At 63.8% G+C, this 26,796-nt stretch carries 23 protein-coding genes; 13 read left to right on the top strand and 10 right to left on the bottom strand.

Annotated features, from left to right (window positions below; all coding sequences use genetic code 11):
- The first annotated feature begins 82 nt into the window (after positions 1–82).
- The 12 genes from ACZ5Y5_RS17390 to ccoS all read left to right on the top strand — a co-directional run bounded on the left by ACZ5Y5_RS17390 (position 83) and on the right by ccoS (position 11,476).
- Positions 83–898: a universal stress protein gene (locus tag ACZ5Y5_RS17390; RefSeq protein WP_464810677.1), complete on the top strand. Its 816-nt coding sequence runs from the start codon at positions 83–85 to the stop codon at positions 896–898.
- 20 nt (positions 899–918) lie between these two features.
- Complete coding sequence (locus ACZ5Y5_RS17385; protein ID WP_464811640.1) at positions 919–2,067, top strand: sensor histidine kinase; 1,149 nt, start codon at positions 919–921, stop codon at positions 2,065–2,067.
- A 3-nt stretch (positions 2,068–2,070) separates the two neighbouring features.
- The gene (fixJ, locus tag ACZ5Y5_RS17380) at positions 2,071–2,682 is read left to right on the top strand and encodes a response regulator FixJ (RefSeq protein ID WP_464810676.1); all 612 of its coding nucleotides are present in this window, start codon (positions 2,071–2,073) and stop codon (positions 2,680–2,682) included.
- A 103-nt stretch (positions 2,683–2,785) separates the two neighbouring features.
- Positions 2,786–3,553, top strand: coding sequence for a Crp/Fnr family transcriptional regulator (locus ACZ5Y5_RS17375; RefSeq protein ID WP_464810675.1), 768 nt, complete (start codon positions 2,786–2,788; stop codon positions 3,551–3,553).
- A gap of 156 nt (positions 3,554–3,709) precedes the next feature.
- The gene (ccoN, locus tag ACZ5Y5_RS17370) at positions 3,710–5,368 is read left to right on the top strand and encodes a cytochrome-c oxidase, cbb3-type subunit I (RefSeq protein ID WP_464810674.1); all 1,659 of its coding nucleotides are present in this window, start codon (positions 3,710–3,712) and stop codon (positions 5,366–5,368) included.
- A 12-nt stretch (positions 5,369–5,380) separates the two neighbouring features.
- Complete coding sequence (gene ccoO, locus ACZ5Y5_RS17365; RefSeq protein ID WP_464810673.1) at positions 5,381–6,127, top strand: cytochrome-c oxidase, cbb3-type subunit II; 747 nt, start codon at positions 5,381–5,383, stop codon at positions 6,125–6,127.
- The gene (locus tag ACZ5Y5_RS17360) at positions 6,124–6,294 is read left to right on the top strand and encodes a cbb3-type cytochrome c oxidase subunit 3 (protein ID WP_464810672.1); all 171 of its coding nucleotides are present in this window, start codon (positions 6,124–6,126) and stop codon (positions 6,292–6,294) included. The genes ccoO and ACZ5Y5_RS17360 overlap by 4 nt, the downstream gene beginning before the upstream one ends.
- Positions 6,287–7,195: a cytochrome-c oxidase, cbb3-type subunit III gene (gene ccoP / locus ACZ5Y5_RS17355; RefSeq protein ID WP_464810671.1), complete on the top strand. Its 909-nt coding sequence runs from the start codon at positions 6,287–6,289 to the stop codon at positions 7,193–7,195. Before ACZ5Y5_RS17360 ends, ccoP begins: the two co-directional genes overlap by 8 nt.
- A 132-nt stretch (positions 7,196–7,327) precedes the next feature.
- The gene (gene ccoG, locus ACZ5Y5_RS17350; RefSeq protein WP_464810670.1) at positions 7,328–8,758 is read left to right on the top strand and encodes a cytochrome c oxidase accessory protein CcoG; all 1,431 of its coding nucleotides are present in this window, start codon (positions 7,328–7,330) and stop codon (positions 8,756–8,758) included.
- A gap of 2 nt (positions 8,759–8,760) precedes the next feature.
- Positions 8,761–9,207 (top strand): FixH family protein, encoded by a 447-nt coding sequence (locus tag ACZ5Y5_RS17345; protein WP_464810669.1) that lies wholly within the window; start codon positions 8,761–8,763, stop codon positions 9,205–9,207.
- Positions 9,207–11,339, top strand: a complete 2,133-nt coding sequence (locus ACZ5Y5_RS17340) for a heavy metal translocating P-type ATPase (RefSeq protein ID WP_464810668.1) — start codon at positions 9,207–9,209, stop codon at positions 11,337–11,339. Before ACZ5Y5_RS17345 ends, ACZ5Y5_RS17340 begins: the two co-directional genes overlap by 1 nt.
- Positions 11,336–11,476: a cbb3-type cytochrome oxidase assembly protein CcoS gene (gene ccoS, locus ACZ5Y5_RS17335; protein WP_464810667.1), complete on the top strand. Its 141-nt coding sequence runs from the start codon at positions 11,336–11,338 to the stop codon at positions 11,474–11,476. The genes ACZ5Y5_RS17340 and ccoS overlap by 4 nt, the downstream gene beginning before the upstream one ends.
- A gap of 131 nt (positions 11,477–11,607) precedes the next feature.
- On the opposite strand, the gene ACZ5Y5_RS17330 is transcribed toward ccoS, so the two are convergent.
- From ACZ5Y5_RS17330 to ACZ5Y5_RS17315, 4 genes are all read right to left on the bottom strand, one after another.
- Entirely contained in the window at positions 11,608–13,551 is a 1,944-nt protein-coding gene (locus ACZ5Y5_RS17330) for a flavin-containing monooxygenase (protein ID WP_464810666.1), read from the bottom strand.
- A gap of 181 nt (positions 13,552–13,732) precedes the next feature.
- Positions 13,733–14,812 carry a Rieske 2Fe-2S domain-containing protein gene (locus tag ACZ5Y5_RS17325; protein WP_464810665.1) on the bottom strand — a complete coding sequence of 360 codons (1,080 nt, stop codon included), beginning with the start codon at positions 14,810–14,812 and terminating at the stop codon, positions 13,733–13,735.
- A 17-nt stretch (positions 14,813–14,829) separates the two neighbouring features.
- Complete coding sequence (locus tag ACZ5Y5_RS17320; RefSeq protein WP_464810664.1) at positions 14,830–16,023, bottom strand: flavin-dependent monooxygenase; 1,194 nt, start codon at positions 16,021–16,023, stop codon at positions 14,830–14,832.
- Between the two features lie 17 nt (positions 16,024–16,040).
- Positions 16,041–16,958 carry a VOC family protein gene (locus tag ACZ5Y5_RS17315; protein ID WP_464810663.1) on the bottom strand — a complete coding sequence of 306 codons (918 nt, stop codon included), beginning with the start codon at positions 16,956–16,958 and terminating at the stop codon, positions 16,041–16,043.
- A 273-nt stretch (positions 16,959–17,231) separates the two neighbouring features.
- Here ACZ5Y5_RS17315 and ACZ5Y5_RS17310 point away from each other — a divergent pair, with 273 nt between their 5' ends.
- Complete coding sequence (locus ACZ5Y5_RS17310) at positions 17,232–17,918, top strand: hypothetical protein (RefSeq protein WP_464810662.1); 687 nt, start codon at positions 17,232–17,234, stop codon at positions 17,916–17,918.
- A 40-nt stretch (positions 17,919–17,958) separates the two neighbouring features.
- On the opposite strand, the gene ACZ5Y5_RS17305 is transcribed toward ACZ5Y5_RS17310, so the two are convergent.
- The 6 genes from ACZ5Y5_RS17305 to ACZ5Y5_RS17280 all read right to left on the bottom strand — a co-directional run bounded on the left by ACZ5Y5_RS17305 (position 17,959) and on the right by ACZ5Y5_RS17280 (position 26,777).
- Positions 17,959–18,342 (bottom strand): group II truncated hemoglobin, encoded by a 384-nt coding sequence (locus ACZ5Y5_RS17305; protein ID WP_464810661.1) that lies wholly within the window; start codon positions 18,340–18,342, stop codon positions 17,959–17,961.
- A gap of 171 nt (positions 18,343–18,513) precedes the next feature.
- On the bottom strand, positions 18,514–19,722 hold the full coding sequence (gene nhaA / locus ACZ5Y5_RS17300; RefSeq protein ID WP_464810660.1) for a Na+/H+ antiporter NhaA: 1,209 nt from the start codon (positions 19,720–19,722) through the stop codon (positions 18,514–18,516).
- Between the two features lie 80 nt (positions 19,723–19,802).
- Positions 19,803–22,349, bottom strand: coding sequence for a glycoside hydrolase family 2 TIM barrel-domain containing protein (locus ACZ5Y5_RS17295; protein WP_464810659.1), 2,547 nt, complete (start codon positions 22,347–22,349; stop codon positions 19,803–19,805).
- A gap of 133 nt (positions 22,350–22,482) precedes the next feature.
- Positions 22,483–23,370, bottom strand: a complete 888-nt coding sequence (locus ACZ5Y5_RS17290) for a mechanosensitive ion channel family protein (protein ID WP_464810658.1) — start codon at positions 23,368–23,370, stop codon at positions 22,483–22,485.
- Positions 23,371–23,451: 81 nt separating this feature from the next.
- Positions 23,452–24,348, bottom strand: a complete 897-nt coding sequence (locus ACZ5Y5_RS17285; RefSeq protein ID WP_464810657.1) for a hypothetical protein — start codon at positions 24,346–24,348, stop codon at positions 23,452–23,454.
- Positions 24,345–26,777 (bottom strand): fimbria/pilus outer membrane usher protein, encoded by a 2,433-nt coding sequence (locus ACZ5Y5_RS17280; RefSeq protein ID WP_464810656.1) that lies wholly within the window; start codon positions 26,775–26,777, stop codon positions 24,345–24,347. The genes ACZ5Y5_RS17285 and ACZ5Y5_RS17280 overlap by 4 nt, the downstream gene beginning before the upstream one ends.
- Between the last annotated feature and the right edge of the window lie 19 nt (positions 26,778–26,796).

Below are 26,796 nucleotides of genomic sequence, written 5' to 3'. Positions count from 1 at the left end.
AAGGACTATCCCGGATGGCGGCTGCGTCGGCGAAATCCTAGCCCAGGAAGGACAAGTTGCGGTTCTTGACGGGAGACGCGAGATGAAATCAGTTCTGCTGCACATCCATGACGACCTGGGCGCGGAAAGCCGGTTGCAGGCGGCGTTCGACATCGCTCGCGCGACCGGGGCTCATATTCATTGCGTGCAGGTGACGCAGTTGCCCGACATGGTTGCCGCCGACATGTATGGCGGCGGGGCGCTCGCGCCCGCCATGATCAACGAACTGCACGAGATTGACGAGCGCGTGCGCACCCGTACCGAGGCACGGCTTCGCGGCGAAGGCGTCAGCTGGGACTGGCGGCAGATGGATGGCGACATCGTCCACGGGCTGCTGTCCGCATCGGCCCTGTCCGACCTCATCATCGTGACCCTGCCTGAAGGAGCGCGCAAGGCGCTCAACGATCCGCTGCCCATCGCCGCCGAACTGGCGCTGTCAGGGCGGGTGCCCGTCATGGCCGTGCCGCAATCGGCCAAATCGCTCCTGGTGGCGGGGCGGGCGTTGGTAGCCTGGGACGGATCGCAGGAAGCATCGGCCGCGCTGCGGGCCGCGGTGCCGCTGCTGAAGCTGGCGCAGGATGTGCATGTCGTGACCGTGGAGGAAGTGGGCAAGAACGGCTTTCCCCCGACCGATGCGCCCGCCTATCTCGCTCGCCATGGCATCAGCGCGGAAGTCCATAGCTGGCCGCGCGATGGTCGCGCCGTCGAGGAAGCGCTGCTGGCGGCCGTCGAAACGCTGAAGCCCGACTGGATCGTCATGGGCGCCTATGGCCACAGCCGCTTGCGCCAGTTCGTGTTCGGCGGCGTGACCCGCACCATGCTGCGCAAAGCGCGTGCGCCCGTCTTGCTGGCGCATTGAAGACGGGGCATTGTGACAGGATGGCGGTGGCGGACGACAATGACACGGACGGCTTGAGCGAGCGCGAGCATAGTCTGGAGCAGGCGCTGCTGGGATCGATCCTGGCGACGGTGCCCGACGCGCTGATCGTCATCGACATGGCCGGCCGCATCGTATCGTTCAGCGCCGCGGCGCAGCGCATGTTCCAATATGCCGAAAGCGATGTGCTGGGCGAGAATATCTCGATGCTGATGCCCTCGCCCGACCGCGAACGGCATGACGGTTATATCGATCATTATCTGAAGACCGGCGAAAGGCGGATCATCGGCATTGGCCGCCTGACCAGCGCCCGGCGGCGGGATGGTTCGACCTTTCCGATCGAATTGTCGGTGGGGGAGGTGCATGACCGGGGACAGCGGCTGTTCACCGGCTTCATCCGTGACCTGACCGAAAGGCAGCAGGCGGAACGGCGCGTCGCCGACCTGCAGGCGGAGCTGGCGCATGCGAGCAGAGTGACGGCCATGGGCACGCTCGCCTCCGCCCTGGCGCATGAATTGAACCAGCCGCTGACCGCGATCGCCAATTATATGGAGGCCGGACGCGACCTGTTGGACACTGACGGACCCGTGGACCGAATATTGCTGCGGGAGGCGATGACGGAAAGCGCCGCGCAGGCTTTGCGTGCGGGCGAAATCATCCGCTCGCTGCGCGAGTTCATCAAACGCGGAGAAACGATGCGCCAGCCCGAATCTCTGCGGGGGCTGCTGGCCGAAGGCGCAGCGCTGGCCTTCATCGGCATGGACAGCCGGGGCATCGACATGGACATCAGCGTCGATCGGCGCGTTGATAATGTGCTGGTCAACCGGGTCCAGTTGCAGCAGGTGATCATCAACCTCATCAAGAATGCGGTTGAGGCGATGGTGAGCAGCCCCGCGCGTATCCTGCGCCTGTCCGCCGTCCCCGCCGAGGACGGGCGGGTCGAGGTGATCGTAGCCGACAGCGGCAAGGGTCTAGATCCGGAAATGTCGCGCACGCTCTTCACTCCCTTCACCACCACCAAGGCGTCCGGCATGGGCGTCGGCCTGTCGATCAGCCAGACCATTGTCGAAGGGCATGGCGGACGCATCTGGGCGCAGCCGTCGCAATGGGGCGGCACGGCCTTTCACTTCACCCTGGACCGCGCGGACTGAAGCATGAGCGAACCCTTCCCCATCTATGTCGTCGATGATGACGAAGCGATCCGGCGGTCGCTGTCCTTCATGCTGAAGACCAGCGGCTATGCCGTGCGCCTGTTCGATGGCGGGACGGCCTTCCTGAAGGAGGCGGCGGATCTGCCGCCGGGCTGCGTGCTGCTGGACGTGCGCATGCCCGACGTCGATGGGCTGGAGGTGCAGCGCGAACTCCGCGCGCGCGGCATCATGCTGCCGGTCGTCATCATGACGGGCCATGGCGACATCGACATGGCGGTCGCGGCGATGAAGGCAGGCGCGGGCGACTTCATCGAAAAGCCCTTTGAGAAAGCGGCGCTGCTGGGATGCGTCGAGTCCGCTCGCCGGCTCTCGGCCGCCGATCGCGGCGCGAATGCGCGGGCGGAGGACGCCAGGGCCAGGCTCAACATATTGACCGATCGCGAGCGCGACGTGCTGGACGGCTTGGTCGAAGGTCTGCCCAACAAGACCATTGCCTATGACCTGGGGATCAGCCCTCGCACGGTCGAAATCCACCGGGCCAACCTGATGCAGAAGCTGGAGGTGAAAAGCCTCGCCGAAGCGCTGCGCATCGCCTTCCACGCCGGATTGGAGTGAAGATCGGCAAGCCATTCCAGCGGAGGCTGGAATCTTGCAGGACTGGTCCCCCTACGCACAATTACGGATAGGTCTGAACCCCGCACAGCGGCATGCAGCGGGCATGGATATGCAATTTGATCTGGCGCAAAGGGCGCCCCGGGATGCCGAGATGGCCGCGATGATGACGCCAGCGGCCGGAGGTTGCGGTGCGGGCTACTGCGACCGCTGCGCAGTGCGCGACCAGGCGATTTGCGCAGACCTCAATGCGCAGGAACGCTCGGCCCTCAACCGGATCGGGCGGCGAGTGACGCTGCAGGCCGGGCAGACGGTCATGTGGGAGGGCGATGACAGCATGGTTGTCGCCAATGTGATCGAAGGCACGCTGAAGCTGGCGACGTCAACGGGCGACGGGCGTGAGCAGATCGTCGGCGTCGTTTATGCGTCCGACTTCATCGGCCGCCCGTTCGGAGCACGCACGCCGCACAGCGTAACGGCGCTGACGGATGCGCGGCTCTGCCTCTATCCCCGCGGCGCGTTTGACGGCTTCGCGCGCGAGCATCCGCAATTGGAGCACCGGCTGCTCCAGCGGACGCTGGACGATCTTGACCGGACGCGGGCCTGGATGCTGCTGCTCGGCCGGAAGAATGCCCGCGAAAAGGTCGCCTCTTTCCTGCTCGACATGAGCAGGCGTCTGCGCGCGGACCGGAGCGGCGTGATAGACCTGCCACTCTCGCGCCAGCAGATTGCGGACATATTGGGCCTAACCATCGAAACCGTGTCGCGGCAGATCAGCGATATGAAGCGGATGAACGTCATCGCGCTCGCCGGACGGCGGGGCGTGCGCATTTGCGATGCCGACCGACTGGAAAGCATGGCCGAAGGGGCGTGACGGCCACTTTCCCCTCCCGTCCAAGGGAGGAGGCGAGGCGCCATCCCGCCTACGGATATTCCCCTACATACCCGCTGCGCCGCCTTTGACAGAGGTCAATGCACGGGGCCGGCGCCCGGACGAAGACGCCGCGCAGAGCAGTAACGGGGAAATCCAATGGACCGATTGGTGTTGAAGACGGGCGGCTGGTTCACGCTCGCGCTGCTGGCCTTTCTGGCGGCGCTGATGGCGGCGGACGGCGGCTTTGCCGTGCATATGGGCATCGCCTGCGCGGCGGCGCTGTTGATGGCGGTGGTGACGATCGGCGGGGCCGATTATGCGGGTATCGCGCGCGGCCTGCTGAAGATGCCCGCAGATCAGGGGAAATATGATGACGATCCGATCCGCTGGGGGGTGATCGCGACCGTCTTCTGGGGCCTGGCGGGTTTCCTTGCGGGGCTTTATATCGCGCTGCAGCTGGCCTTTCCCGCGCTCAATCTTGGCATTGAATATACCAGTTTCGGGCGTCTGCGCCCTCTGCATACCTCCGCGGTCATCTTCGCTTTCGGCGGCAATGCGCTGATCGCCACCAGCTTTTATGTGGTGCAGCGCACCTGTCGCGCGCGCCTTGCCTTCCCCTCGCTCGCGCGCTTTGTGTTCTGGGGCTATCAGCTGTTCATCGTCCTCGCGGCGACCGGCTATGTGCTGGGCATTACCGAGGGTAAGGAATATGCCGAACCCGAATGGTATGTCGACCTGTGGCTGACCATCGTCTGGGTCGCCTATCTGGTCGTTTTCGGCGGCACCATTCTGCGCCGCAGCGAGCCGCACATCTATGTGGCGAACTGGTTCTACCTCAGCTTCATCCTGACGGTCGCGATGCTGCATATCGTCAACAACCTGTCGATGCCGGTCAGCTTGCTCGGCTCCAAGAGCTACAGCGCTTTTGCGGGCGTGCAAGATGCGCTGACCCAGTGGTGGTACGGGCATAATGCAGTTGGTTTCTTCCTGACCGCTGGCTTTCTGGCCATGATGTATTATTTCGTGCCCAAGCAGGCGGAACGGCCGGTCTATAGTTACCGCCTGTCGATCATCCATTTCTGGTCGCTGATCTTCCTCTATATTTGGGCGGGTCCGCACCACCTGCATTATACCGCGCTGCCCGACTGGGCGCAGACGCTGGGCATGGTCTTTTCGGTCATGCTCTGGATGCCGAGCTGGGGCGGAATGATCAACGGCCTCATGACGCTGAACGGCGCCTGGGACCGCATCCGCACCGATCCGATCATCCGCATGATGGTGATGGCGCTGGCCTTCTACGGCATGAGCACCTTCGAAGGGCCGATGATGTCGATCAAGGCGGTGAACAGCCTTAGCCATTATACTGACTGGACGATCGGCCATGTGCATAGTGGTGCATTGGGTTGGAACGGCCTGATTACTTTCGCCTGCCTTTATTATCTGACGCCAAGACTGTGGAAGCGGGCGAGGCTTTACAGTTTGCGCCTGGTCAACTGGCACTTCTGGCTCGCGACGCTGGGCATCGTCCTCTACGCCTCATCGATGTGGGTGGCGGGCATCATGCAAGGACTGATGTGGCGCGAATATGGGAGCGACGGCTACCTCGTCTATGCTTTCTCCGAAGTCGTGAGCGCCATGTTCCCGATGTACGTCATCCGCGCGGCGGGCGGCCTCATGTACCTTGCCGGGGCGATCATCATGGCCTGGAACATCGGCAAGACCATCGCGGGAAGCCCCCTGCGGCAGGAAAAGCCGATGAGCGATGCGGCGTTCGATCCTGTGGCGGATCGTCCCCTTGTGACCCAGCCTGCTTGAGGAAACAAACACATGACAAGCAAGACAAAGGGCAAGTTCTGGGATCATGGCAAGCTGGAGCGCAATGTCTCCCTGCTCGGCATCGCGTCGCTGATCGTAGTCGCCATCGGCGGCATCGTAGAAATCGCGCCGCTGTTCTGGATCGACAACACGATCGAGAAAGTGGAAGGCATGCGCCCCTACACGCCGCTCGAGCTGGCGGGGCGCAACATCTACATCCGCGAAGGCTGCTATAACTGCCACAGCCAGATGATTCGGCCCTTTCGTGACGAAACGGAACGCTATGGTCATTACAGCCTGGCGGCCGAGAGCATGTATGACCACCCCTTCCAATGGGGATCGAAGCGCACGGGACCGGACTTGGCGCGGGTGGGCGGCAAATATTCCGACGAATGGCATGTCCAGCATCTGAAGGACCCGCGCGCCGTGGTGCCGGAATCGATCATGCCGGGCTACGCCTTCCTCGCCGAGCGGGAGCTGAAATCCGGAGACATGGGCAAGGACCTGACGGCCCTGTCCGACGTAGGCGTGCCCTACAGCAAGGACGATATCGCCAAGGCAAATGACGACCTGAAGGCGCAGGCCGACCCCGATGCCGACGCCAAGGACCTAATCAAACGCTACCCCAAGGCGCAGGTGCGCGACTTCGATGGGGACCCCGGCAAGGTGACGGAGATGGATGCGCTGGTCGCCTATCTGCAGATGCTGGGCACGCTGGTCGATGTGGAAAGCGCGAAGCCGCAGGAGGTCGAACGATGAACTACGACGCCTTGCGGCACTTCGCCGACAGCTGGGGGCTGGTCTTTATGGGGCTGACCTATGCCGTCCTGACCGGCTGGCATTTCCTACCAAAGGGGCGCGAGCGCAGTGCGGAGGCCGCGCTCGCCATTTTCGAGACTGAACATTCGGAGGCCGACCATGGCTGATGAAAAGCGGATCGACGCCGCCACCGGAACAGAGATCAAGCATCATGAATGGGACGGTATCCAGGAACTGGACACGCCGCTGCCCCGCTGGTGGCTGTGGACCTTCTACGCGACGATCCTGTTCGCGATCGGTTATGTGATCGCCTATCCGGCGCTGCCGATGATCCACCGGGCGACCGGCGGCTGGCTCGGCTGGTCCAGCCGGGGCGCGCTCGACAAGGAACTGGCCGCGCGGGAAAAGCAGATCGCGCCCATCAGGCAGGCGATCGCCGACACCTCCATCGATGTGCTGCCGATGCGGCCGCAGCTGATGCAGGCAGCGGTAGAGGGCGGGCGCGCGGCTTTCCGGGTGCATTGCGTGCAGTGTCATGGATCGGGCGCGGCGGGGTCGAAGGGCTATCCCAACCTCAACGACGACGACTGGCTGTGGGGCGGTGATCTGCCCACGATCGAAAAGACGATCACCGATGGCGTCCGCAACCCCGATCATGCGGCGACCCGTCAGTCGATGATGCCCGCATTCGGCAAGGACCAGTTGCTGACGGCCGATCAGGTCGATGATGTAGTGGCGCATGTGCGGGTGATCAGCGGTCAGGAAAAGGCAAACGCAGCGGCCCAGCGAGGCGCGAAGGTCTTCGCCGATAATTGCGCGGTCTGTCACGGCCCTGCGGGGAAGGGCAGCCGTCAGGTCGGTGCGCCGAACCTGACCGACGCGATCTGGCTCTATGGCGGAGATGCGGACACGATCCATGAGACCGTCTGGAACAGCCGTCATGGCGTGATGCCGCGCTGGGACGACAAGCTCGACAAGGCGACGATCCGTATGCTGGCCGCCTATGTGCATAGCCTTGGCGGGGGTGAAGCTAGGCCGGTGAAGGCTGTCGGCAATGCCGCGCAATAGCAGCCGCGCAGCAATCGTCACCCCGGACTTGATCCGGGGTCCCGCTGCTTTTTGCCCTACGCGCCGAGAAGGAGCGGGATCCCGGATCAAGTCCTGGATGCCGGGAGGCGAGCCCATTTGGGGGAGGCGCGCATGCTGATCACGAACTCCCCCGCCCTCTATGAAAAACGCAAGGGCGTCTATCCCAAGGCCGTTGATGGCTTCTACCGCCGCCTGAAATGGGCGATCATGGTGGTGACGCTCACCATCTACTGGGTCACGCCCTGGCTGCGTTGGGACAGGGGGCCTTATGCGCCCGATCAGGCGGTGCTGGTCGATCTCGCCCATCGCCGCTTCTACATGTTCTCGGTCGAGATATGGCCGCATGAATTTTACTATGTGGCGGCGTTGCTCATCATGGCGGGGATAGGGTTGTTCCTCGTGACCTCCGCCGTGGGCCGCGCCTGGTGCGGCTATGCCTGCCCGCAGACGGTGTGGACCGATCTCTACCAGCATGTCGAACGCTTCATCGACGGCGACCGCAATGCGCAACTCAGGCTCGCCAAGGCCCCATGGAGCCTCGCCAAGTTAACGCGGCGACTGCTCAAATGGGCCGTGTGGCTGGCCATAGCCTTCATCACCGGCGGCGCATGGATGTTCTATTTCGCCGACGCCCCGACGCTGCAGCAGCAATTCTGGAGCGGTACGGCAGCGCCGGTTGCTTATGCGACAGTGGGTGTGTTGACCGCCACCACCTTCATCCTTGGCGGCTTCATGCGGGAACAGGTCTGCATCTACATGTGCCCCTGGCCGCGCATCCAGACCGCGATGCTGGACGAAAATTCCCTGGTCGTCACCTACAAGGACTGGCGCGGCGAGCCGCGCGGTAGCCTGAAGAAAGCGCAGGTGCATCCCGGCGACTATGGCGACTGCATCGACTGCAACCAATGCGTCGCAGTCTGCCCCACCGGCATCGACATTCGCGAAGGCCCCCAGATCGGCTGCATCACCTGCGCCCTGTGCATCGACGCCTGTGACAAGGTAATGGCGCAGGTCGGCCGCCCGCGCGGGTTGATCGACTATTGCACACAGGATGATGCGGACGCCGAAAAGAAGGGCGATCCGCCCCGTCCGGTGCTCAGGACACTGCTGCGCCCGCGCACCATCGCCTATTTCACGATCTGGACAAGCATCGGTGCGGCGATGCTCTTCACGCTGGGCACGCGTACCCGGCTGGAAATCAGCGCGCAGCAGGATCGCAACCCCCTATTTGTACGCCTGTCGGACGGCGCGATCCGCAATGCCTATACCGTGAAGCTGCGCAACATGGAGACGCGCCCGCGCGCCATGGAGGTGAGCGTGACCGGCCTGCACGGCGCGCAAATGTGGTCCGCCACCGGATCGCGCGAGCAGGCGAGCGCCGCCCTCCGCACCACCGTCCCCGCTGACAGCGTCGCGAAGCTGCGGGTTTTCCTCGCTCTCCCTTCGGCTGGTCCGGCGCGGCAGGACTTCGCCTTCACCGTGCGCGCCCTCGATCGTGAAGGCGGCAGCGGCAGCGAACCTGCCCGATTTGAAAGGCCCTGAACATGAAGCACGCTCGTCCCTTCACCGGCTGGCACATGACCGCGATCCTGGTGACGGGGTTCGCCGTGGTAATCGCCGTCAACATGCTGATGGCGACCATCGCCGTCCGCTCCTTCGGCGGAGTTGTGGTCGAAAACAGCTACGTCGCCAGCCAGAAGTTCAATGGCTGGCTGGCGCAGGCCCGCGCGCAGGAAAAGCTTGGCTGGCGGGACGAAGTGACCCTCGATCCCGCCCGCCATGTCCGCCTGACGCTGAATGTCGAAGGTGCGCGGATAGGCGCGGTAGCGGTGCATCCGCTGGGGCGGGCGCCCGCAATCGCGCTGCGTCTGCATGAGGCTGCGCCCGGCCAGTATGTGAGCGACCGGGCACTGCCCGCCGGGCGGTGGCAATTGCACTTCGACATTCGCCACGGCGGCGGCGAGGAACATCTGCTGCGGGAGATCGATTGATGGCTACCCAACCCGTCCTGCTCGAACAAGCGCCCGCGGAGGCGAAGGAAAGCCTGTTCGCGGTGCCCGGCATCCATTGCGCCGGATGCTTGTCGAAGATCGAAAAGGGACTGCCGCTCAATCCCGGCATCCTGTCGGCGCGCGTCAATATGAGCGCCAAGCGGGTCGCGATCAGCCATGATCCTGCGCTTACTCCGCCGGATCTGAAGGCCGCCATCGTCGCGCTCGGCTTCGATGCGGAACCGCTGGCCGATCCCGGTCAGGACGTCGCGGCGGCAGAGAGCAGGGCGCTGGTGCGTGCGCTGGCCGTCGCGGGCTTTGCCGCGATGAATATCATGCTGCTGTCGGTGTCGATCTGGTCGGGCGCGGAAGGGGCGACGCGGACCATGTTCCACTGGCTCTCCGCACTGATAGCGCTGCCGACCGTCGCCTATGCGGGCCAGCCCTTCTTCCGTTCCGCCTGGGCGGCCTTGCGGCAGGGGCGTACGAACATGGACGTCCCGATCAGCATCGGCGTGCTGCTGACCACGGCCATGAGCCTGTTCGAAACCATCAGCGGCGGCCCACATGCCTGGTTCGACGGCGCGGTGATGCTGCTTTTCTTCCTGCTGGCGGGGCGCTGCCTCGACAGCATGATGCGCGGACGGGCGCGTGCGGGCGTCACGGCTTTGCTCAAGCAGACCGCGCCCGGCGCGTTGGTCCTCACCGAACGCGGCCGCAGCCAATGGATGGCAGCCAGCGCGCTGCGCCCCGGCATGCGTATGCTGGTCGCGGCGGGCGAAAGGTTGGCGGCGGATGGCCACGTCACCGAGGGCGAAAGCGGGATCGATCTCGCTTTCCTGACCGGCGAGAGCGCGCCTGTCCGCGTCCGGCCGGGCGATGCCGTGCAGGCCGGGGCGATGAACATCGAGGGCCCGATCACCGTCGAAGTGACCGCCGCCGGGGCTGACACGGTCATCGCCGACATCGCGCGGCTGATGGAGGAGGCGGGGCAGGGCAAGTCGCGCTATGTCCGGATCGCCGACCGGGCCGCGCGCTATTATGCGCCCTGCGTCCACCTCCTCGCCGCGCTATCCTTTGCAGGCTGGATGATCGCAGGCGCAGGCGCGCACCAAGCGCTGCTGATCGCCGTCGCCGTGCTGCTCATCACCTGCCCCTGCGCGCTCGGCCTCGCGGTGCCTGCTGCGCAGATCGTCGCATGCGGCGCGCTGATGCGCCGGGGCGTGCTGGTGAAGGACGGGTCCGCTCTGGAACGGCTGGCTGAGGTCAGCGAGGCGCTGTTCGACAAGACCGGCACGCTGACGCTTGGCCGCCCGGTGCCGCAGGGGATCGACCGGTTGGGGCGAGAGGATCAGGCGATCCTGCTGGCGCTGGCGCGGGCGTCCCGCCATCCCTTGAGCAGCGCGCTCAGGCTGGAACTGGAAAGCCGGCAAGTGACTCCTGCCGCCCTTGATCACATCCGCGAAGTTCCGGGTGAGGGCATGTTCGCCGAGCATGAAGGGCTTCCCGTGGCGCTGGCCCGGCCGTGCAGCATCGTCAGCCTCTTTGGCCTTGCGAGTGAATATCGGCGCGGCAAGCATTCAACGCTGCTCCGCTTCAGCGATGCACTGCGCCCTGATGCCGCGGACACGCTGGCTGCGCTCCGCACGATGGGGCTCCAGACGCTGATCGCAAGCGGCGACCGCACCGAAGCGCTGGAGGAGATCGCCCGCGCGACCGGCACCACCGCAATCGGGCATTTGCGCCCGGCGGACAAGCTGGCGCTGATCGGGCGGCTGCACGCGCGCGGCGAAAAGGTGCTGATGGTCGGCGACGGGCTGAATGACGGTCCGGCGCTTGCGGCGGGTCATGCAAGCATGGCCCCAGCCTCCGCCAGTGACGCGAGCCAGCTGACCGCCGACGCGGTGTTCCTTGGCGACAGGCTCGCGCCGGTGGCCATGACCCTCCGCGCCGCCCGCCGGACGATCAGCGTCGTGAAGCAGAATTTCGCCCTCGCGATCGGCTATAATGTGCTGGCTGTCCCGCTGGCGGTGGCGGGCAAGGTCACGCCGCTCGTCGCTGCGATCGCCATGTCCACATCCTCGCTGATCGTCATCGCCAACGCCCTGCGTTTGAGGAGAGCCGCGCAATGACCGGCCTAGGCATGCTGATCCCGATCGCCCTGTTCCTCGGCCTGCTCGGCCTCGCCGCCTTCTTCTGGGCGCTGCGGGATGGGCAGTTCGACGACAGCGAAGGCGCTGCCGCACGGATCCTGATCGATGAGGATTGAAGGCGGGGCGGCCTTCACGCGACCCCGGACTGAGCTTGTCGAAGGGCGAACGAGGGATGGAATCGTGATCCCGTGAAAAATGGGGCCCAGTCCGACCGGACCAGGCCCCCTTATTGTGCGTCGTTCAAAATTCAAGAAATGACCATCGCCTCCGGATCGGGATTGCGCGTCCAGTTCCAATAATCCGCAAGCTTGAACGGGCAGGACACATAGTTGCGTCCCTTGCTGTTCAGATAATAGCTCTTGGCCTTGGGGTGGGACCAGATCATCTGCTTCATCTGTTCCTCGACCTTCGCATTCCAGTCGAGATAGGCTTGCTCCGTCGGCTCGATCGCCTTGCCGCCAGCCGCCACGATCTTGTCCAGCGCTTCGATGATATAATGGATCTGCGCTTCCAGCACCATGTTCACGCCCGCCGCATGATTGGGCGCGCTGTTCGGCCCCAGCGTCATGAAGAAATTGGGATAGGCCGGCGCCATCACGCCCAGATAGGCGCGCGCCTCGTCCTTGCCCCATGCCGCTGCCAGGTCGCATCCGCCCCGGCCATAGACCTTGAGCGGCCCCAATGCAGGCGCCAGCTCGAAACCGGTGGCGAGCGCGATCACATCGACCTCGTAGCGCTTGCCGCTTTTCGTGACGATCGCATGCTCCTCGACATGATCGATCGCATCGGTTTCCAGCGTGACATTCGGCCTCAGCAGCGTGTCGAGCCGGCCGCCATCGGCATCCAGCACGATCCGCTTGCCGAAAATCGGATAGTCGGGAACGACCTTGTCGATCAGGTCGGGCCGGTTCGCCAGCTTGTGATGGATATATTGCAGCGCATAGCTGCGCGCCGCGTCATTCTGCGCCGACACCGATACGTCCTTGTTCGGCCAGTCGGCATCCATCTTCACATTGCCGTACAGCCCGTCGCCGGTGAACCAATAAACGCGGAAGCGGAACCATTCCTTGTAATGGGGGATGTTGCGCAGGGCGAAGTGGATATTCTCGTTCACCGGCATGGCGATGTCGGGATTGTTCAGCACCCAATGTTTGGAACGCTGGAAGATCACCAGGCTGGAAACCTTGCCTGCGATGGCAGGGGCAAGCTGCGCCGCGCTCGCGCCCGTGCCGATCACCGCCACCCGCTTGCCGGTCAGGTCCATGTCCGCATCCCACCCGGCGGTGTGCATCTTGGGGCCCTTGAAGCTGTCGAGCCCGGGGATGTTGGGGAAGGACCAGCGGTTGAGCACGCCATGGGCCAGCAGCACCGCATTGGCCACTTCCACCCGCTCCGCACCGGTCTTCACGTCGCGCAGGGTGACGTGCCAGTTGCTGTCCGCATCGCTCCAACGGGCGGCGACGACCATCGTCTCGAACTGAACATGGTCGCAAATGCCATATTTGTCGGCGACGCTGGTCAGATAGTTGTGAATTTCCGGCCCCTTGGGGTGATAGCTGCTCCAGTCAGGGTTCAGTTCAAAGGAATAGGAGTAGAAATGGCTGGGCGTATCAACGCCGACGCCCGGATAGCGGTTCTCGAACCATGTGCCGCCCAGATCGGGGTTCTTCTCGATGATCGTATAGTCATATCCCGCCTCGGCGAGCTTTATGCCAGCGGCGATGCCGGTCATCCCGCCGCCGATCACCAGCACGCGGAAAGCTGCGGGCGGATGAACGCGGCCCGGCATATCCTTGCGCGGGACCGGGCGTTCGAAACCCATCTGGTCGTACAGCACAGGCATGATCGCCGGATCGACTTCCTCGCCGACGCTCACGCCCATCATCCTGCGCAGCAGTTCCGCATCGATCGCCCGTTCAACCGGCGGCGTGGGATCGGTGAGCAGCGCGAAAAGCCGGTCGCGCAAGTCTTGCGCCATGGCCTCGGGCACGCTGGAGGGCGCTTCCGCCGTATAGATGCCGGTCAGGTAAGGCGCGAAACTGTCCAGATAGGCGCGGTCCTGCGCATAGGTCGTGTAAACCATCAGCAGGGTCGGCAGGTTGGCGTCCTTCAACGCCCGGCGCAGACCGTCATGATCCGTTATGGGCAGGGGACAACTCTTCGCCGGATGTGGCTGGCTATGCGCGTTCATATTCGCTCCTCTCGCAGCTGCGGCGGCAGAAATGCCGGGCCGCTCGACAAGTGAGTATATACTTACTTGCGACGAACAAATTGACGCGCGTCAAAAAGGCGGCCGGAGCGAAGAGGCGCGAAATGCTAACGGCGGAGCGTCCCACAGGAAGCTCCGCCGCCCATAACATAGGGTCAAATGATCAGGCCGCGGCCTTGCTGCCGCGCAGGTCCACCGTCGTATGAACTCCGTTGACCCGCTTCTGATACTCGGCCGCCCGCGCCCGCGGATTGTAGAATTGTCGATACCACAGCCGTCCCTTGTGGAACGGCCCATCGTCGGGCACCTGCAGGATGTTGATCGCCGGCTCCTTATATTTCCACAGTTCGAAATCCTGTGAAAAGGCAGCGAGCCCTGCTTCATGATAGGCGCGTGCGATGGCGCGTTCTTCCTCGGTCGCCTCGCCATTCGCGGCGGTCTGCGCCATCACTGCGAACCAAACGCGGACCTCGCCATCCTCGACCGGCGTGTTGCAGATCATCATCAGCGAAGGGTGCTTGCCCTCCATGCGGGACAGCAGGATGCCTGGCCCGGTGTACCAGGTGTCGGTTTCCAACAGGCCGCCGCCATCCACCAGCGTTCGGTGGCCCGACGCAAAGCGCTGGCGCATGATCGGGCCGTCAAATTCATTCTCGAAAAACACATTGCCCGACGACCCATGAACCGGCGCGAAATGCGCATAGTCGGTCATGTTGTCGAGTATCTCCTGCGGATGGATCGGCAGCGTGCCCAGATGATCCACCTTCCACCGCACCCATCCTTCGCCGGTGCGGTTCCATTCGGCGAAGTCGGGCAGGTCATAGTCGGGATCGCCCCCCTCCATGTCGTGCCACATCCAGATGCAGCCCGCTTTTTCCACGACCTTGTGCGACTTGATGCACGCCGCCTTGGGGATGCTGCGCGTCGAATAGGGAATGTCGTCGCACTGTCCCTCGGGCGTGAAGCGCCAACCATGGGCGGGGCAGCGGATGGAATCGCCCTCCACCTGATTGCCGTCCCGCACGACATAGGATGTGCTGTTGCGCGCAATGTTGACCCGCATGTGCGGGCAATAGGCATTCATCAGCACCACGCGCCCGCTCTTGCCGCGATAGAGCGCCATATCCTGTCCGAAGAAACGGACTGGCTGCGGCTGCTGCGTCACCTCATCGGCTATCGCGACCATGAACCAGCCACGGGGAAAGGTCAGTTCGCCCAGGCCATATTCGGCTGTCTTCGCCATGCTGTCCTCCCGTCCGTTCAGATGAAGCTGTCGCCGTTCGGCGCGCCGAGCAGGACGCCACCGAAGTTGCGGCCCACGACGCCTGGATTGTTGGCGACATGCGCGCGCCCGGCATGAATGTCGCAAAAGGCGCGGGCGACGGGGTTGCCGCGATAAATGGCCTCCGCCCCGCTCGCTGCGAAGATGCGGGCGATCAGCGCGCAGCAGCGGCTGGAAATCTGCGCCGATTGGAACCGATAGTGCAGCCGGGTTTCCAGATCCGCCTGCTCCCCCGCGCGCGCCTTTTCGGCCAGATGCTCGAAGTTGCGGAACAGGATGGTCTTCATCTCGTCGATCGCGACGCGGGTTTCGGCGATCACCATCTGCACATCGGGGTCGGCCGACGCGCTCGCCCCGCTATTGGCGCTCCTGCGCTTGGCGCCCTTTTCGATGAAGCAGTCCAGCGCACCCTGAAGCGCGCCGATTGAAGAGGAGGATACGGCACGCACGAACACCTGCCCGAACGGCAGCTTGTAAAGCGGAGCGGGATTGACCTTTGCGCCCGGATTGGTGGAGGCAAAGCCATCCTTCGACCGATGCGTGCGATAGGCCGGGACATAGGCGTCCTCCACCGTCACATCATGGCTGCCCGTGCCGCCCAGCCCGATCGTGTTCCAGATAGGCAGCACCTTGAAATCGGCCCGAGGGACCAGGAAAGTCCAGAAGTCCGGCTCGCCCGTTTCCGGATCGTTGACCAGGCCGCCCAGAAACGCCCAGTCGCAATGGTCGACGCCGCTGGAAAAGCCCCAGCGCCCGCTGATGCGGTATCCGCCCTCGACCGGCGTCACCTGCGCGCGCGGCATGTAGGAAGACGAGATAAGGGTGGCGTTATCCGTGCCCCACACATCCTCCTGCGCCTGCCCGTCGAACAGGGCCAGCTGCCAGTTATGCACAGCGACGACGCCCAGCACCCAGGCGGACGACATGCACCCTTCGGCGAGCTTCATCTGCACCGCATAGAAGGTCTCGATGTCCATCTCATATCCGCCGTGGCGGCGGGGCTGCAGGATCTTGAAGAAGCCCGCCTCCTGAAAGTCGCGGATGGTTTCGTCCGGCACCTTGTTGCCCGCTTCGCAGGCGTCCGCCCGTTCGCGCAGGACCGGCACGAGCGCCGCCGCCCGGTCGACGAGATCGGCCATGGCGGGCGCGGTGGTCGCATTGGCAAGCGTCATATTCCCTCTCCTTCTGATCAGGCCGCGTCGGCCAGTTTCGCCTGTTCGTCAGCGCCGAAGCCGACACTGAAGTCATGGCCCCACAGGCTGGCCGATGTGCTTTCAAAAACGGTGTGATGGTCCCAGTCGACGATCCGACCGCCGCAGCCATATTCCAGTGCGAAGCCGCCAGGCGTTTCGACATAGAAGCTGATCATGTGATCATTGGTGTGGCGGCCCAGTGTCGCCATCAGACGCGCCCCTGCCGCCAACATGCGGTCATAGGCATGACCGACCTCGTCGATCGTCGCGACTTCCACCATCAGGTGCACGCAGCCCGACGGCACCTCGCCCTCGAACAGCGCCAGGCTGTGATGGCGGCCGTTGGCGCAATGCAGGAAGTCGATCCGCATCTCGGGCCCGCCTGCTCCCGCCGGGCGGTGCACCATGAAATCGGACAGGCCAAGGCCCAGCACCTCGGCCAGGAAGCTGCGCGTCTCCGCGATATTGGGGGCGGGCAGCACGGCATGGCCATAGCCGAGGTCGCCGGTCACGAAACGCACGCCCTGCGGCGAGCAGAAGGGCGCGAAGCTGCTGACATAACCATAGCAAATCTCATGGCGATTGCCTGAAGGATCGCGGAACCAGACCATGTCGGTGACATGGCGCAGAGCACGCTCCGCCTGCGTCGAATGGGTATAGGCGACGCCGCGCGCGTCCAGGGCGGCGAGGGCAGCGGCATATTGCTCTTCGTTGCGGACTTCCCAGCCGCTGGCGCCATAGCCGTCGCGATCGCCTTCGACGATGAACAAACGTCCGGCCCGCTCGTCGGTGCGGAGCGCCAGCCCGCCCGGCAGCGCATGGACGGAAAATCCGGCGACGTCCTCGGCAAAGCGCCGCCACTGACGCAGATCGCGGGAGGTGATGATGCTGTAGGCAAGAGCCGCGACTTCCATGTGGTCCTCCACTCGCTTGTCGGGCGATGATGACCCGAAAGGTGTCAGAGCGAATTGACCGGAATCAAAATTTCAAGAAAATGCGTTCTACAATCGCAGATCAGGCATGCAGACAAAGAGTCTAACTGCGTTCCAGCTATTATTTCTCGTCGCCAGTACGGCGTCATAATACGCACTATCGTGTCTTTTTGACCCGCGTCAAAGCGCTTTGGCCGCCATGCCGTGCTTAATAGCGCGGCTGGGCGCTCCGATGCCGCGGCAGAGAGGAACAGCATGAACGTCCAATCGATCCTGCGCGCGCCAGCGGCACAGACCATCAGCCATGTGAACCTTCACTATCCTCGGCCGCAGGATGGCCCGGCCGCCGCGCTGCTGCTCGAAACGGCCGGTCTGGTGAAGACCCAGGAAATGGAGCTGCCGCAAGGCGGCGTCTTTTACCGTTTCACGACCAGTGCGCTGCATCCCGATCGCGGAGACAATATCGTCTATCTCAGCGCTCTTCCTGCCGCGACGGCCGCCCTGCTAACCGCCGCGCGCGAGGCTCTGGGTTGGGGCACGGATCGCGAGCATCCCGCTCTCGCCGCCTATCGCGCCGCGCAGGCCGCTGATCCGGAATTTGATTTCCATGTCGGCTTCCTGCACGACTCCCTGGACCAGCTGGAGGAGCGCTATCTCGCGCTACAGGCGTTGGAAGCCAATGATGCGCGCTTTGCCGGGCGGCTCAAATTCCTGGTCAATCGCGCGCAGCCCGGCGATGCGGAGATCGACGCGCGCCTCAATGCGTCACCCGTGTTTCAGGGGATCACGCGCTACACCTATGGCCGCAATGGCGTGCAGGCATTTTGTGAAACCGACCTGATCGTCAACGGCCCGCTCGGCGGCGGCGTGGTTCTGGAATTCGACTATATTTTCCCCGGCTACGACGATCATATCCTCGCCGTTTCGGACGACAGGCGCTGATGCGTGACCAGCCCCCCGTGTCATATGCGGGGGGCTGGTATCAGGCGCGAACCATGGCTGACGCCATTGCGTCAAAGGCCGCGTCGATGCGCGCCGCCAGATCGTCCTCGACGCCGCAATCCTTCATCGCTTGGCCCATCGCCGACGTCCATTGATCGGCCATGGCGGCCGTAATGGGAAAGCGCGCATGCAGCGTCATCATGCACTTGCCGGGATTGGCCGCGAACCAGTCCGTATCGCCGCCCATCCAGCCGCACAGAAACTCGCTCAGCGACCGGCGCATGGGGCTCAGGTCCGGCGCATGCACCGCCCGCAGGTCACGATAGGCGGGGACGCTGTCCATCAGGTCGTAGAAGCGATCCACGATCCTGGCGACGCCATCCCGGCCGCCCAGCGCGTGAAAGGGGGCTTGTCCCTCGCTCAATTCCGCCGGCCGCGCAGCGCATCCTGCACGCTGAGGCCGCCAAGAATGACCATGAATATCAGCATCAGGCCGACGACGAGGTGCGGGAAATAAAGGCCAAAAAACTGATCCATTGCATGTCTCCTTCACGAAGACATTAGAACCGCCCCCCACAGCGCAAATTGATGCGCGTCAAAAAGGCCGCATTTCAGGTCGTTGGGTTGCCTTCACGCCCGGCGCGATCCGCAGCACCGCATAGCCCGCGATCGCCGACGTCAGCGAACCCAGCAATATGCCCAGCTTCGCCGCATCCCCCTCATGCGGGTGCGTGGCGAAGGCGAGGCCGCTGATGAACAGGCTCATCGTGAAGCCTATGCCGCACAGCAGCGCGACGCCATAGACCTGCGGCCAACTCGCATGGCTCGGTCGCTCCGCCCAACCCAGCCGCGACAGCAGCCAGATCGTACCGAATATGCCCAGCTGCTTGCCCGCGAACAGCCCCAGCGCGATGCCCAGCGGAACGGGCGCGGCAAGGTCGGGCAGTGCAAAGCCGCTCAGCGACACGCCTGCATTGGCAAAGCCGAACAGCGGCACGATCGCATAGGCGATCCAGGGGTGCAGCCCATGTTCCAGCCGATAAAGCGGCGAATGTCGGTCATCGGGCGCGCCCGGCGTCTTCCTCAGCGGCACCGTCATCGCCACCGCGACGCCCGCAAGCGTCGCATGGATGCCCGACTGCAAAACACAGAACCACACGAACAGCCCGATCAGCAGATAGGGCCAGAGGCTGTTGACGCCCGCCCGGTTGCAGAGCGCCAGGCACAACAGCCCGCCTCCCGCCAGCGCGAGCGGCAGCATATTGAGCTGCGCACTGTAGAACAGCGCAATGATCAGCACCGCGATCAGATCGTCGATGATCGCCACCGCCGTCAGGAATATCTTGAGCGACCCCGGAATCCGCCGTCCCAGCAGGGCCAGCACGCCCAGCGCGAAGGCAATGTCGGTGGCCGCCGGTATCGCCCAGCCCCGCATGCCCGTCGCATCGCCCCTGTTGACCGCGATATAGATGAGCGCGGGCAGGACCACGCCCGCCCCCGCCGCGATGCCGGGCAGCATCCGGTCCGGCCATCGGGCAAGCTGCCCGTCCAGCACCTCGCGCTTGATCTCCAGCCCTACGACCAGGAAGAACAGCGCCATCAGCCCGTCATTGATCCAGTGCAGGACGCTAAGGCTCCCCGCCTTCACATGAAGGATGTGGAAATAGCTTTCCGCCAAAGGCGAATTGGCGACCACCATGCCTGCCGCCGCCGCCGCCATCAGGATGATGCCGCCCGCGGCCTCAGCCGCCAGAAAGGCGCGCATCATCGAAAATGGGCGGGTAATCAGGGGCGCAACACTCATGCAGCGGTCCTAACCGCCGATGAAGCGCCTCGCCACCCAAAGAGGCGTAAAAACAATCACCCCGCTCGGCAGGCCGACCGTCAGGCTTTCATGTCCAGCGACAGCATCGCAGGCTTCAACCCTTCGCTTTCCATCCTGACCAGTGTCCGTCCCGCCTCCCCCGTGGGCCGCAGGATCAGCAGTGCGCGCCCATGCCAGCTTTTGGCGACAGGCTGCTGGAAACTGGCGACGCCGCGCGGATTGGCGTTGCCGAAGCCCACCAGTTCCGCCGGACCCTTGCATTGGCTGGTCAGGACATGCGCGGCGTCGGGCACCAGTCGCCCGGCCGCATCCACGACCTCCACCGTCACGTAGGCCAGGTCGTTGCGATCCGCACGCAGCTTCGTGCGATCCGCCTTCAGCCGCAGCGCGGCGGGCGCGCCTACCGTTTCCAGCACCCGCTCGCCGATCTTGCGCCCATTCTGGAAAGCACGGGCGACCAGGCGTCCCGCCGCATAAGGCACATCGAACTGCGCGACCGACCCGTCCTTTTCGGTCAATGCCTTCTCCGCCACCTGCTTGCCGTTGAGCAGCAGTTCGACCCTGTCGCCGCGCGTGTAGATGGACACATTCACCGGCCGCCCTTCCGCGCCGGGCCAGGTCCAGCTTTGCAGCTCGTCGCGCCAGCCCCACGGCGAGATCTTTTCCTTGGCGTCGGGGGGAAGCGGGCGCTGCACCGTCATTTCAACCGGGCTGAGGCCCCAGATCACGTCGCGCAGCAATGACTGCGGTTTCTGCTGGCCGATCAGGTCTATGTCGCCGCAATTGGCGCCGAACCACGGATATTTGGCGCCGGAGAAATCGGGATAAGACAATTCGCCCCGTCCGATGCCTGCTTCGCCCAGATAATCCATAGCGGTCCACACGAAATCGCCGATCAGCCAGGGATGACGTTCGGTCATACGCCAGATCGCATCGATATCTTTGGGGAAGCTTTCCGTGCCGACGAACACCCGATGGGGGAAACGCGCATGGTCCGGCTCATAATTTTTCAGCTTATAATTATAGCCGGTGACATCCAGGAACTGCGTCGCAGCCTGATCTGGCTTGCCATCGGCCCGGACCACATCCGGGCCGCTGGGCGTGTTGATCGCCTGCGTGACCAGCCTGCTATTGTCGAGGCGGCGCAATTCCGTGGTCAGCATCCGGGCGGTTTCGACGCCTTCGGGCGATCCGGTTTCGGGGATCTCGTTGCCGATGCTCCACATGATGATGCTCGGGTGATTGCCGTCCCGCGCGACCATCGCGCGCAGGTCTTCGCGCCAATTATCCTTGAAATAAAGCGCATAGTCGTCGGGGTTCTTGCCCACGTTCCAGCAATCGAAGGGCTCTGCCATCACCAGCATGCCCAGCCGGTCGCACGCGTCCAGGAAAGCGGGGGACGGCGGATTGTGCGACGTACGCACCGCATTATAGCCGCGCGCCATCAGCAACTCGACCTTGCGCTCCTCCGCCCGGTCGATCGCAGCTGCGCCCAGATGGCCATTGTCATGATGGACGCACCCGCCACGTAATTTGACCGCGACGCCGTTGATCCGCAAGCCATGCTCGGCATCGACCGTGATAGACCGGATGCCGAACGGCACTGCCATATTGTCCATCATCTGGCCGTTCAGGCTCAGCCTGCATTCGGCGCTGTAAAGATTGGGATGTTCCGGCGACCACAGGGAAGGGCGGGGAAGCTCGATCGTCAGCTGGCTATCGGCGGCTGCGGCCACTTCCTGCCGCGCCACGCTGCGGCCCCGCGCATCCTTGATCTCGACCTGCAACATCGCGCCGGGCGCCACGCCTTCGACACGCGCGCGGACCTGCACGGTGGAAGAGGATGCGGAAACTTGCGGCGTCGCAACCGCGATGCCCCAAGGGGCAAAGCGCAGGCTGCGCGTGACGTTCAACCTGACGTGCCGGTAAATGCCGGATCCCGAATACCAGCGGCTGTTGTCGCCCAGATTGCCGACCCGCACCGCCACGACATTGTTGCCGGACGGATCGAGATGCGGCGTCAGGTCAAAGGAAAAGGGCGTGTAGCCATGAATGTGCCGGCCCAGGCTGACACCATTCAGCCAGACCTCCGCATCCATATAAACGCCGTCGAACATCAATTCGACGCGCGCATCCTGCGGCAAGGCGGGCAGGCGCAGGCTTTTGCGATACCAGCCGACGCCACCGACGGTCAAACCCGTGTCGCGCGCGCCGCCCGACCGGCTCGTCGCGCCAATCAGGGCGCGTCCGCCGTCAAACGGCCCCACCGACTTGGGCACGCCCTTTGCGGCTTCCCACAAGGGCGCGGTATCGAACGGCAATATGGTCGAATTGACCTTTATGTCTGAGGAATCGAGGTCCTCGATGCTCCAATCATGGGGCAGGTCGACGGTTCGCCACTTGGCGTCGTCGAAGGATTTGGACGCATAGTCGCTGCCGTCGCCGCGATAGAAGCGCCAGCCGAGCGACAGCGGTTGATCACGCCGATCGGCCAATGCCACTTCCGGAACCGCCGCGATCGCGCGCACCGGGGCCATGGCCCACAATGTCATGGCGCTGCCGATCTTGAGCGACGTCCGCCGCGACAATGTCTTTTCCAGGATCAAAGCATCTCTCCCAATCATCACCGTCTGCCGCCGCCCTCGTTGACCTGGCGGGCGTATTAACTCCTACAATAATGAACGAAGCCGTTCAATTGAGAAATTGCTCAGGGCGTGAAAATTGACGGGGCAAGGCTCGTCAGGCGCTCTCCTCGCCCCGATCAGGGCCGCCGCGCAAGGGCTGTGCCGGCGCGGGTTCCTTGAATATGTTCGTGACATAAGGGTAGGGAATTTCGATCCCCGCATCGTCCAGCGCGCGTTTGATGGCGCGGATCACCGCGTCGCGGCTCGCATGCATGTCCGCCGGCTTGGAACCCGCCCACCAGCGCACCGTGAAATCCACCGAGCTTGCGCTGAATTCCCGCGCGAAAATATCGACCGGCCGTTCCTTGCTGACCTGATCGACCCCCTCGACTGCTTGCCGCAACACTGCCGCGGCGCGGTCCAGGTCCGCGTCATAAGCTATGCCGACCACGATCTCGTGCCGCCGCTCCGCCCCGTCGGTCAGTATCTCCACAGGATTTTTGAACAGCGTGGAATTGGGCACGATCGTCAGTTCATTGGACAGCTTGCGCACATGCGTTTCGCGCAGGGAAATATGCTCGACCCGACCGATAATCCCTTCGCATTCGATCACATCGCCGATGCGCATCTTCTTGCGCACCATGATGATGATCCCGGACAGGAAATTCTGGAAAAAATCCTGAAAGGCAAAGCCTACCGCGATCGTCCCGATGCCCAGCCCAGCGACCAGACTGGCGGGCGTCAGACCCGGCAGAACGACCGTCGCCGCGATCAGCAGACCCACGATCCAGATCGCGATGGAAACGACCGTGTCGATCAGTTCCTTCAGGCTCGGCCGCAAATTGACCCGGGCCGTCAGACGATCGGCGATCCGCTTGGCGTAGCGGGCGACCACCCAGGTCAGCAAGATGATCGCCACAGCGATAATGATGCTCGGCACTGCCGCGACAAAGCCCTGCCACATCCTGACCAGCTGCCGCAGCAAGATATTGACCGTATCCATCCCCAACAAACGCGCACCGAACCGCTTGGTTCGCGGAACGTGCGCGGGTCGGGAACGTACTAAATCAGAAGCGACGAGCCCTTAAGTCCCCGGCGTCAGCGTCAGGGTGATGGTGTCCGAATAACTGCCCGCAATCTTGCCCGTGGGCAGACCGCCGGTAAGATTGAGCACCAGCGGCCAGTTCATCCCCGCCACCCCCGCACGAGTCTGATTGGTGAGGCTAGTACCGTTCGAAACCGACGTGCCGTTGAGCGTCATCGTGTAAGGGATTGTTGAATTGGTGGGATAGGGCGAAACAGCGCCCGCAAGGACCATCTGATTGCTCCTCAACGTAGAGACGCCGACGTTGATCGAGCTGGTACTCTTCACGCCGACCTGAAGCTGCTGCGACGTTGTGGTGAAATTCCCGAAGTTGATCGTCTGGGGTCCCGCGGTGGTGATGCTAACTATCTTCGCGATAGTGACCGCCGCGTTGAAGGCAGTTACTTCTGCATTGCTGCTTATGGAATTTCCATTTCCGGTTGTGTTCTTGAAACAGGAAATTGAATATGTCAAAGGCTCTGAATAGGGTGTTCCTCCTATGAAATCACTTGTTGTGTTCGGAATAGTGAATATAAAATTGGCCGTGTTTGATGATGCGAACAATATCAACGCGCCTTCATTGTTCTGAATGAGATGGTGCGACTCAAACACAGCCTGATTGCCACCAGTCGTGATGTTGTAAATGGGTCCGTTCTGAGAAAGCTTGAGCGCTCCTGCGTCATTATCAAGTAATATCAAACGAGCCGAGTCTGCGTTGCCGTCTAACCGGGTCACCGTTGCCGTGATCGTCTGTGCAGGATAATTTCCGTTGATCGGGTCGAACTGAGAAGAGCTGTTAAACGCCGAAAAACTCACCGTAGCGCAATTCGCCGCCATCGCCGGCTGCGCAATCCCAAAGGCGAGCGCCACCCCCGCCAGCTTCATCCACTTGCTCATCGCTCACCCTTTCTTGCTGTCACCGGATGCAGGTCGCCGACGCGAACGGTTCCGGTTGGATCATCTTGTATCTGAATTTCGTAGAGTGTCGGCGGCTCGGTCGGCATTTCGACCCGCCACTTTCCGGGCCGCAGGCCCTGTGCGCCGAACTTGCCCGCGCGCGATGTGAAGATGGTCGTCGCGGGCCGCTTGGGCGCGGCCAGATCAATCGCCTTGCCCGCCAGCAACGATATCGGCTCTCCATCGCTGCCCAGCAGGCGGCCGATCACCAGCAGGTGATAATCCGACCCCACCGTCAGCTTGTAACCGGCGCGATAGGGCGGCAGCAGGCCGACATTGCCCGCGCCCAGATCATAGCCGGCAGGCGCTTCGGGAACATCATAGATCAGCAGCCTGGGCGAATGCGCGCTCAGCCCGCCTTCCAGCGCCGCGCCCAACAGCCCCGACCGCGCATTTTCGCTCCGCTCCTGCGGGTCGAGCCGCACCGGCTTGCCGCGTAGGCTGCTATGCGTGCTGGCGATCAGGAAGCTGTCCTGGATCGGCCGCCCCAGAGCCAGCGCACCATCCGCAAAGGCGATCGAAGTGCCGACCCGCAACGATGTGCGCATGTCCCGGATCGCCCCGCCACCTGTATCATAGGTGGCGATCTGGCTGACGCCCAGTTCCGCCCGGTTCGCCGTATAGGTCCCGTTGCCGTTGAACGAAGCGCCCCGCGCGTCGCGGGTCAGGTCCAGGCTGCCGCTCCACGCGCCGATCCCCCGTCCGCCGGAGCTTTGGAAGGTGGACTTGACGACGCCCCGGCTGTCTGCGTCCACCTGACCATAGGAACGCCCGCCGAACCGCTTGCGCAGGCCAAGGCGGATCAGCGCGCTCTGGCCGCTCCGTCCCCGCTCGAACTGAATATCGCTGACGAGCGACAATCCATCCGCGATGCCGATGCCGCCGCTCGCCCGCAGGCTGTAGCGATGCTCCTGCTGCACCCGGTCGCGGGAATATTGGCCGTCCAGCGTCACGAACGCGTCCCGCGCGAAGGTCATCGAATATCCCGCCGAAACGCGCATCGCCATCGGTTCGCGGACCAGCAGCACGCCGGGAATGGCAAAATCCGCGCTGCGCAGTTCGACCAGTCCCCGAAGCGATTGCGACCGTTGGCCGCTGCCCTCCTGGATCAGCTTCTCGAAACTCGCCGATACCGCATAGCCGGTTCGCCCGTTCCGCTGGCTGACCGCGACCTCCCCGCCGATCAGGCCCAGCCCGCTGCCCCCCAGCAATTCCAGCCCAGCCTGCTGCGCATGGCGATCGGCCTGGAAATTCACGCCGGCGGTCAGTCGCTGGCTCACGCCCCGGCGCACAAAGCCGGAAGCCGACCAGTCGTTGGAATAGGTGATGCCCGCACGCGTCGGCCGCGCATAGACCCCGGCAAAGGCCGAAAATTCCGTCAGTCCCGGATCGAGCAGCGACCGGTTCGAATAGAGGTTGAACTCGACAATGCGGCGCTTGCCGGTTTCGTCCTCTATCTGCAACCGGACGTCATTCGCGCCCTCAGCCAGCGGAAAGTCCTGCAACGTATAGTTGCCCGGCTGCAGCAGCTTGCGTTCGACCGTGCGGCCGTTGACGATCGTCTCCACCGTACTCGGCGCGAACAGCGAAAAGCTCTGTGATCCGGTCGATCGCACTTCCCGCTGCGGCTGCAGGATGCTGTAGATGCGCGATACCGACAGGCCGCCCACCGTCGGCGTACTCTGGAAACTGGTGCCGAACGGCCGGACGTCGCCCAGCGCCCAGCGCATTGTCCTCTGCACATCGTCATAGACCAGCCTTGTGCCGGTGCGGCGCAGCAGCGGCTCGCCCTCCCGCAACGACAGATAGCCTTCGCCCTCCGCGACCACGCCAAACAGCCTGGCCGCGCCGTCGATCAGAGAAACCGGCGGCGTCAGCCCGCGATCGGGCCCGCGTTCGATCAGGTCGATCGCCGAGCGCAGGTTGATATAACCGCTCGCACTCGCGGGCTGCAGCGTCTCGCCGCCTGCGTCATTGGCTGCCCTCAGGCTCATCGCGCTCGTCCGCCGCGCCGTGACGGGAATGCCGATCGACAGCGCCAGCTTCTGGCTGTCGTAGCTGAGCGAAATCTTCTCCGTCGCCAGATGCTGTGCGGTCACGCTGTCCGACGCGCCGACGGCGGCCTTCAGCCGCGCCAGCACATCGGGCTTCAGGATGGCTTCCAGCATCTGCATCAGCCGCGGCGTCGCGACGGACAGGCTGTCATCCGGCGCCACGGCCAGGTCGATGTCGCCCAGATAGGTGGGGCCGTCCGTCACCGGCACGATAAAACGCAAGATGCGCTTGGTGGGGTTGATCTTGATCGGCGCGGGAGCGGGCGCGGCCTCAACCGCCATCGCCTGAGGCACCGCGTCTGCTGCCAGCGTCAATGCAACCCCCCGACCCCGG

The sequence above is a fragment of the Sphingobium sp. TomTYG65 genome, from assembly GCF_055395525.1.
Note: the sequence above shows the minus strand (reverse complement) of the source record. Positions and strands in the feature narration are given on the sequence as shown.

Excerpts from the sequence above, each read along its gene's own strand:
- ACZ5Y5_RS17385 (WP_464811640.1), top strand. The coding sequence starts at position 919 with ATGGCGGTGGCGGACGACAATGACACGGACGGCTTGAGCGAGCGCGAG.
- fixJ (WP_464810676.1), top strand. The coding sequence starts at position 2,071 with ATGAGCGAACCCTTCCCCATCTATGTCGTCGATGATGACGAAGCGATC.
- ACZ5Y5_RS17325 (WP_464810665.1), bottom strand. The coding sequence starts at position 14,812 with ATGGCGAAGACAGCCGAATATGGCCTGGGCGAACTGACCTTTCCCCGT.
- ACZ5Y5_RS17375 (WP_464810675.1), top strand. The coding sequence starts at position 2,786 with ATGGATATGCAATTTGATCTGGCGCAAAGGGCGCCCCGGGATGCCGAG.
- ACZ5Y5_RS17290 (WP_464810658.1), bottom strand. The coding sequence starts at position 23,370 with ATGGATACGGTCAATATCTTGCTGCGGCAGCTGGTCAGGATGTGGCAG.
- ACZ5Y5_RS17390 (WP_464810677.1), top strand. The coding sequence starts at position 83 with ATGAAATCAGTTCTGCTGCACATCCATGACGACCTGGGCGCGGAAAGC.
- ccoO (WP_464810673.1), top strand. The coding sequence starts at position 5,381 with ATGACAAGCAAGACAAAGGGCAAGTTCTGGGATCATGGCAAGCTGGAG.
- ccoN (WP_464810674.1), top strand. The coding sequence starts at position 3,710 with ATGGACCGATTGGTGTTGAAGACGGGCGGCTGGTTCACGCTCGCGCTG.
- ACZ5Y5_RS17315 (WP_464810663.1), bottom strand. The coding sequence starts at position 16,958 with ATGGAAGTCGCGGCTCTTGCCTACAGCATCATCACCTCCCGCGATCTG.
- ccoS (WP_464810667.1), top strand. The coding sequence starts at position 11,336 with ATGACCGGCCTAGGCATGCTGATCCCGATCGCCCTGTTCCTCGGCCTG.
- ACZ5Y5_RS17360 (WP_464810672.1), top strand. The coding sequence starts at position 6,124 with ATGAACTACGACGCCTTGCGGCACTTCGCCGACAGCTGGGGGCTGGTC.
- ACZ5Y5_RS17330 (WP_464810666.1), bottom strand. The coding sequence starts at position 13,551 with ATGAACGCGCATAGCCAGCCACATCCGGCGAAGAGTTGTCCCCTGCCC.
- ACZ5Y5_RS17320 (WP_464810664.1), bottom strand. The coding sequence starts at position 16,023 with ATGACGCTTGCCAATGCGACCACCGCGCCCGCCATGGCCGATCTCGTC.
- nhaA (WP_464810660.1), bottom strand. The coding sequence starts at position 19,722 with ATGAGTGTTGCGCCCCTGATTACCCGCCCATTTTCGATGATGCGCGCC.
- ACZ5Y5_RS17340 (WP_464810668.1), top strand. The coding sequence starts at position 9,207 with ATGGCTACCCAACCCGTCCTGCTCGAACAAGCGCCCGCGGAGGCGAAG.
- ccoG (WP_464810670.1), top strand. The coding sequence starts at position 7,328 with ATGCTGATCACGAACTCCCCCGCCCTCTATGAAAAACGCAAGGGCGTC.
- ccoP (WP_464810671.1), top strand. The coding sequence starts at position 6,287 with ATGGCTGATGAAAAGCGGATCGACGCCGCCACCGGAACAGAGATCAAG.
- ACZ5Y5_RS17310 (WP_464810662.1), top strand. The coding sequence starts at position 17,232 with ATGAACGTCCAATCGATCCTGCGCGCGCCAGCGGCACAGACCATCAGC.
- ACZ5Y5_RS17285 (WP_464810657.1), bottom strand. The coding sequence starts at position 24,348 with ATGAGCAAGTGGATGAAGCTGGCGGGGGTGGCGCTCGCCTTTGGGATT.
- ACZ5Y5_RS17345 (WP_464810669.1), top strand. The coding sequence starts at position 8,761 with ATGAAGCACGCTCGTCCCTTCACCGGCTGGCACATGACCGCGATCCTG.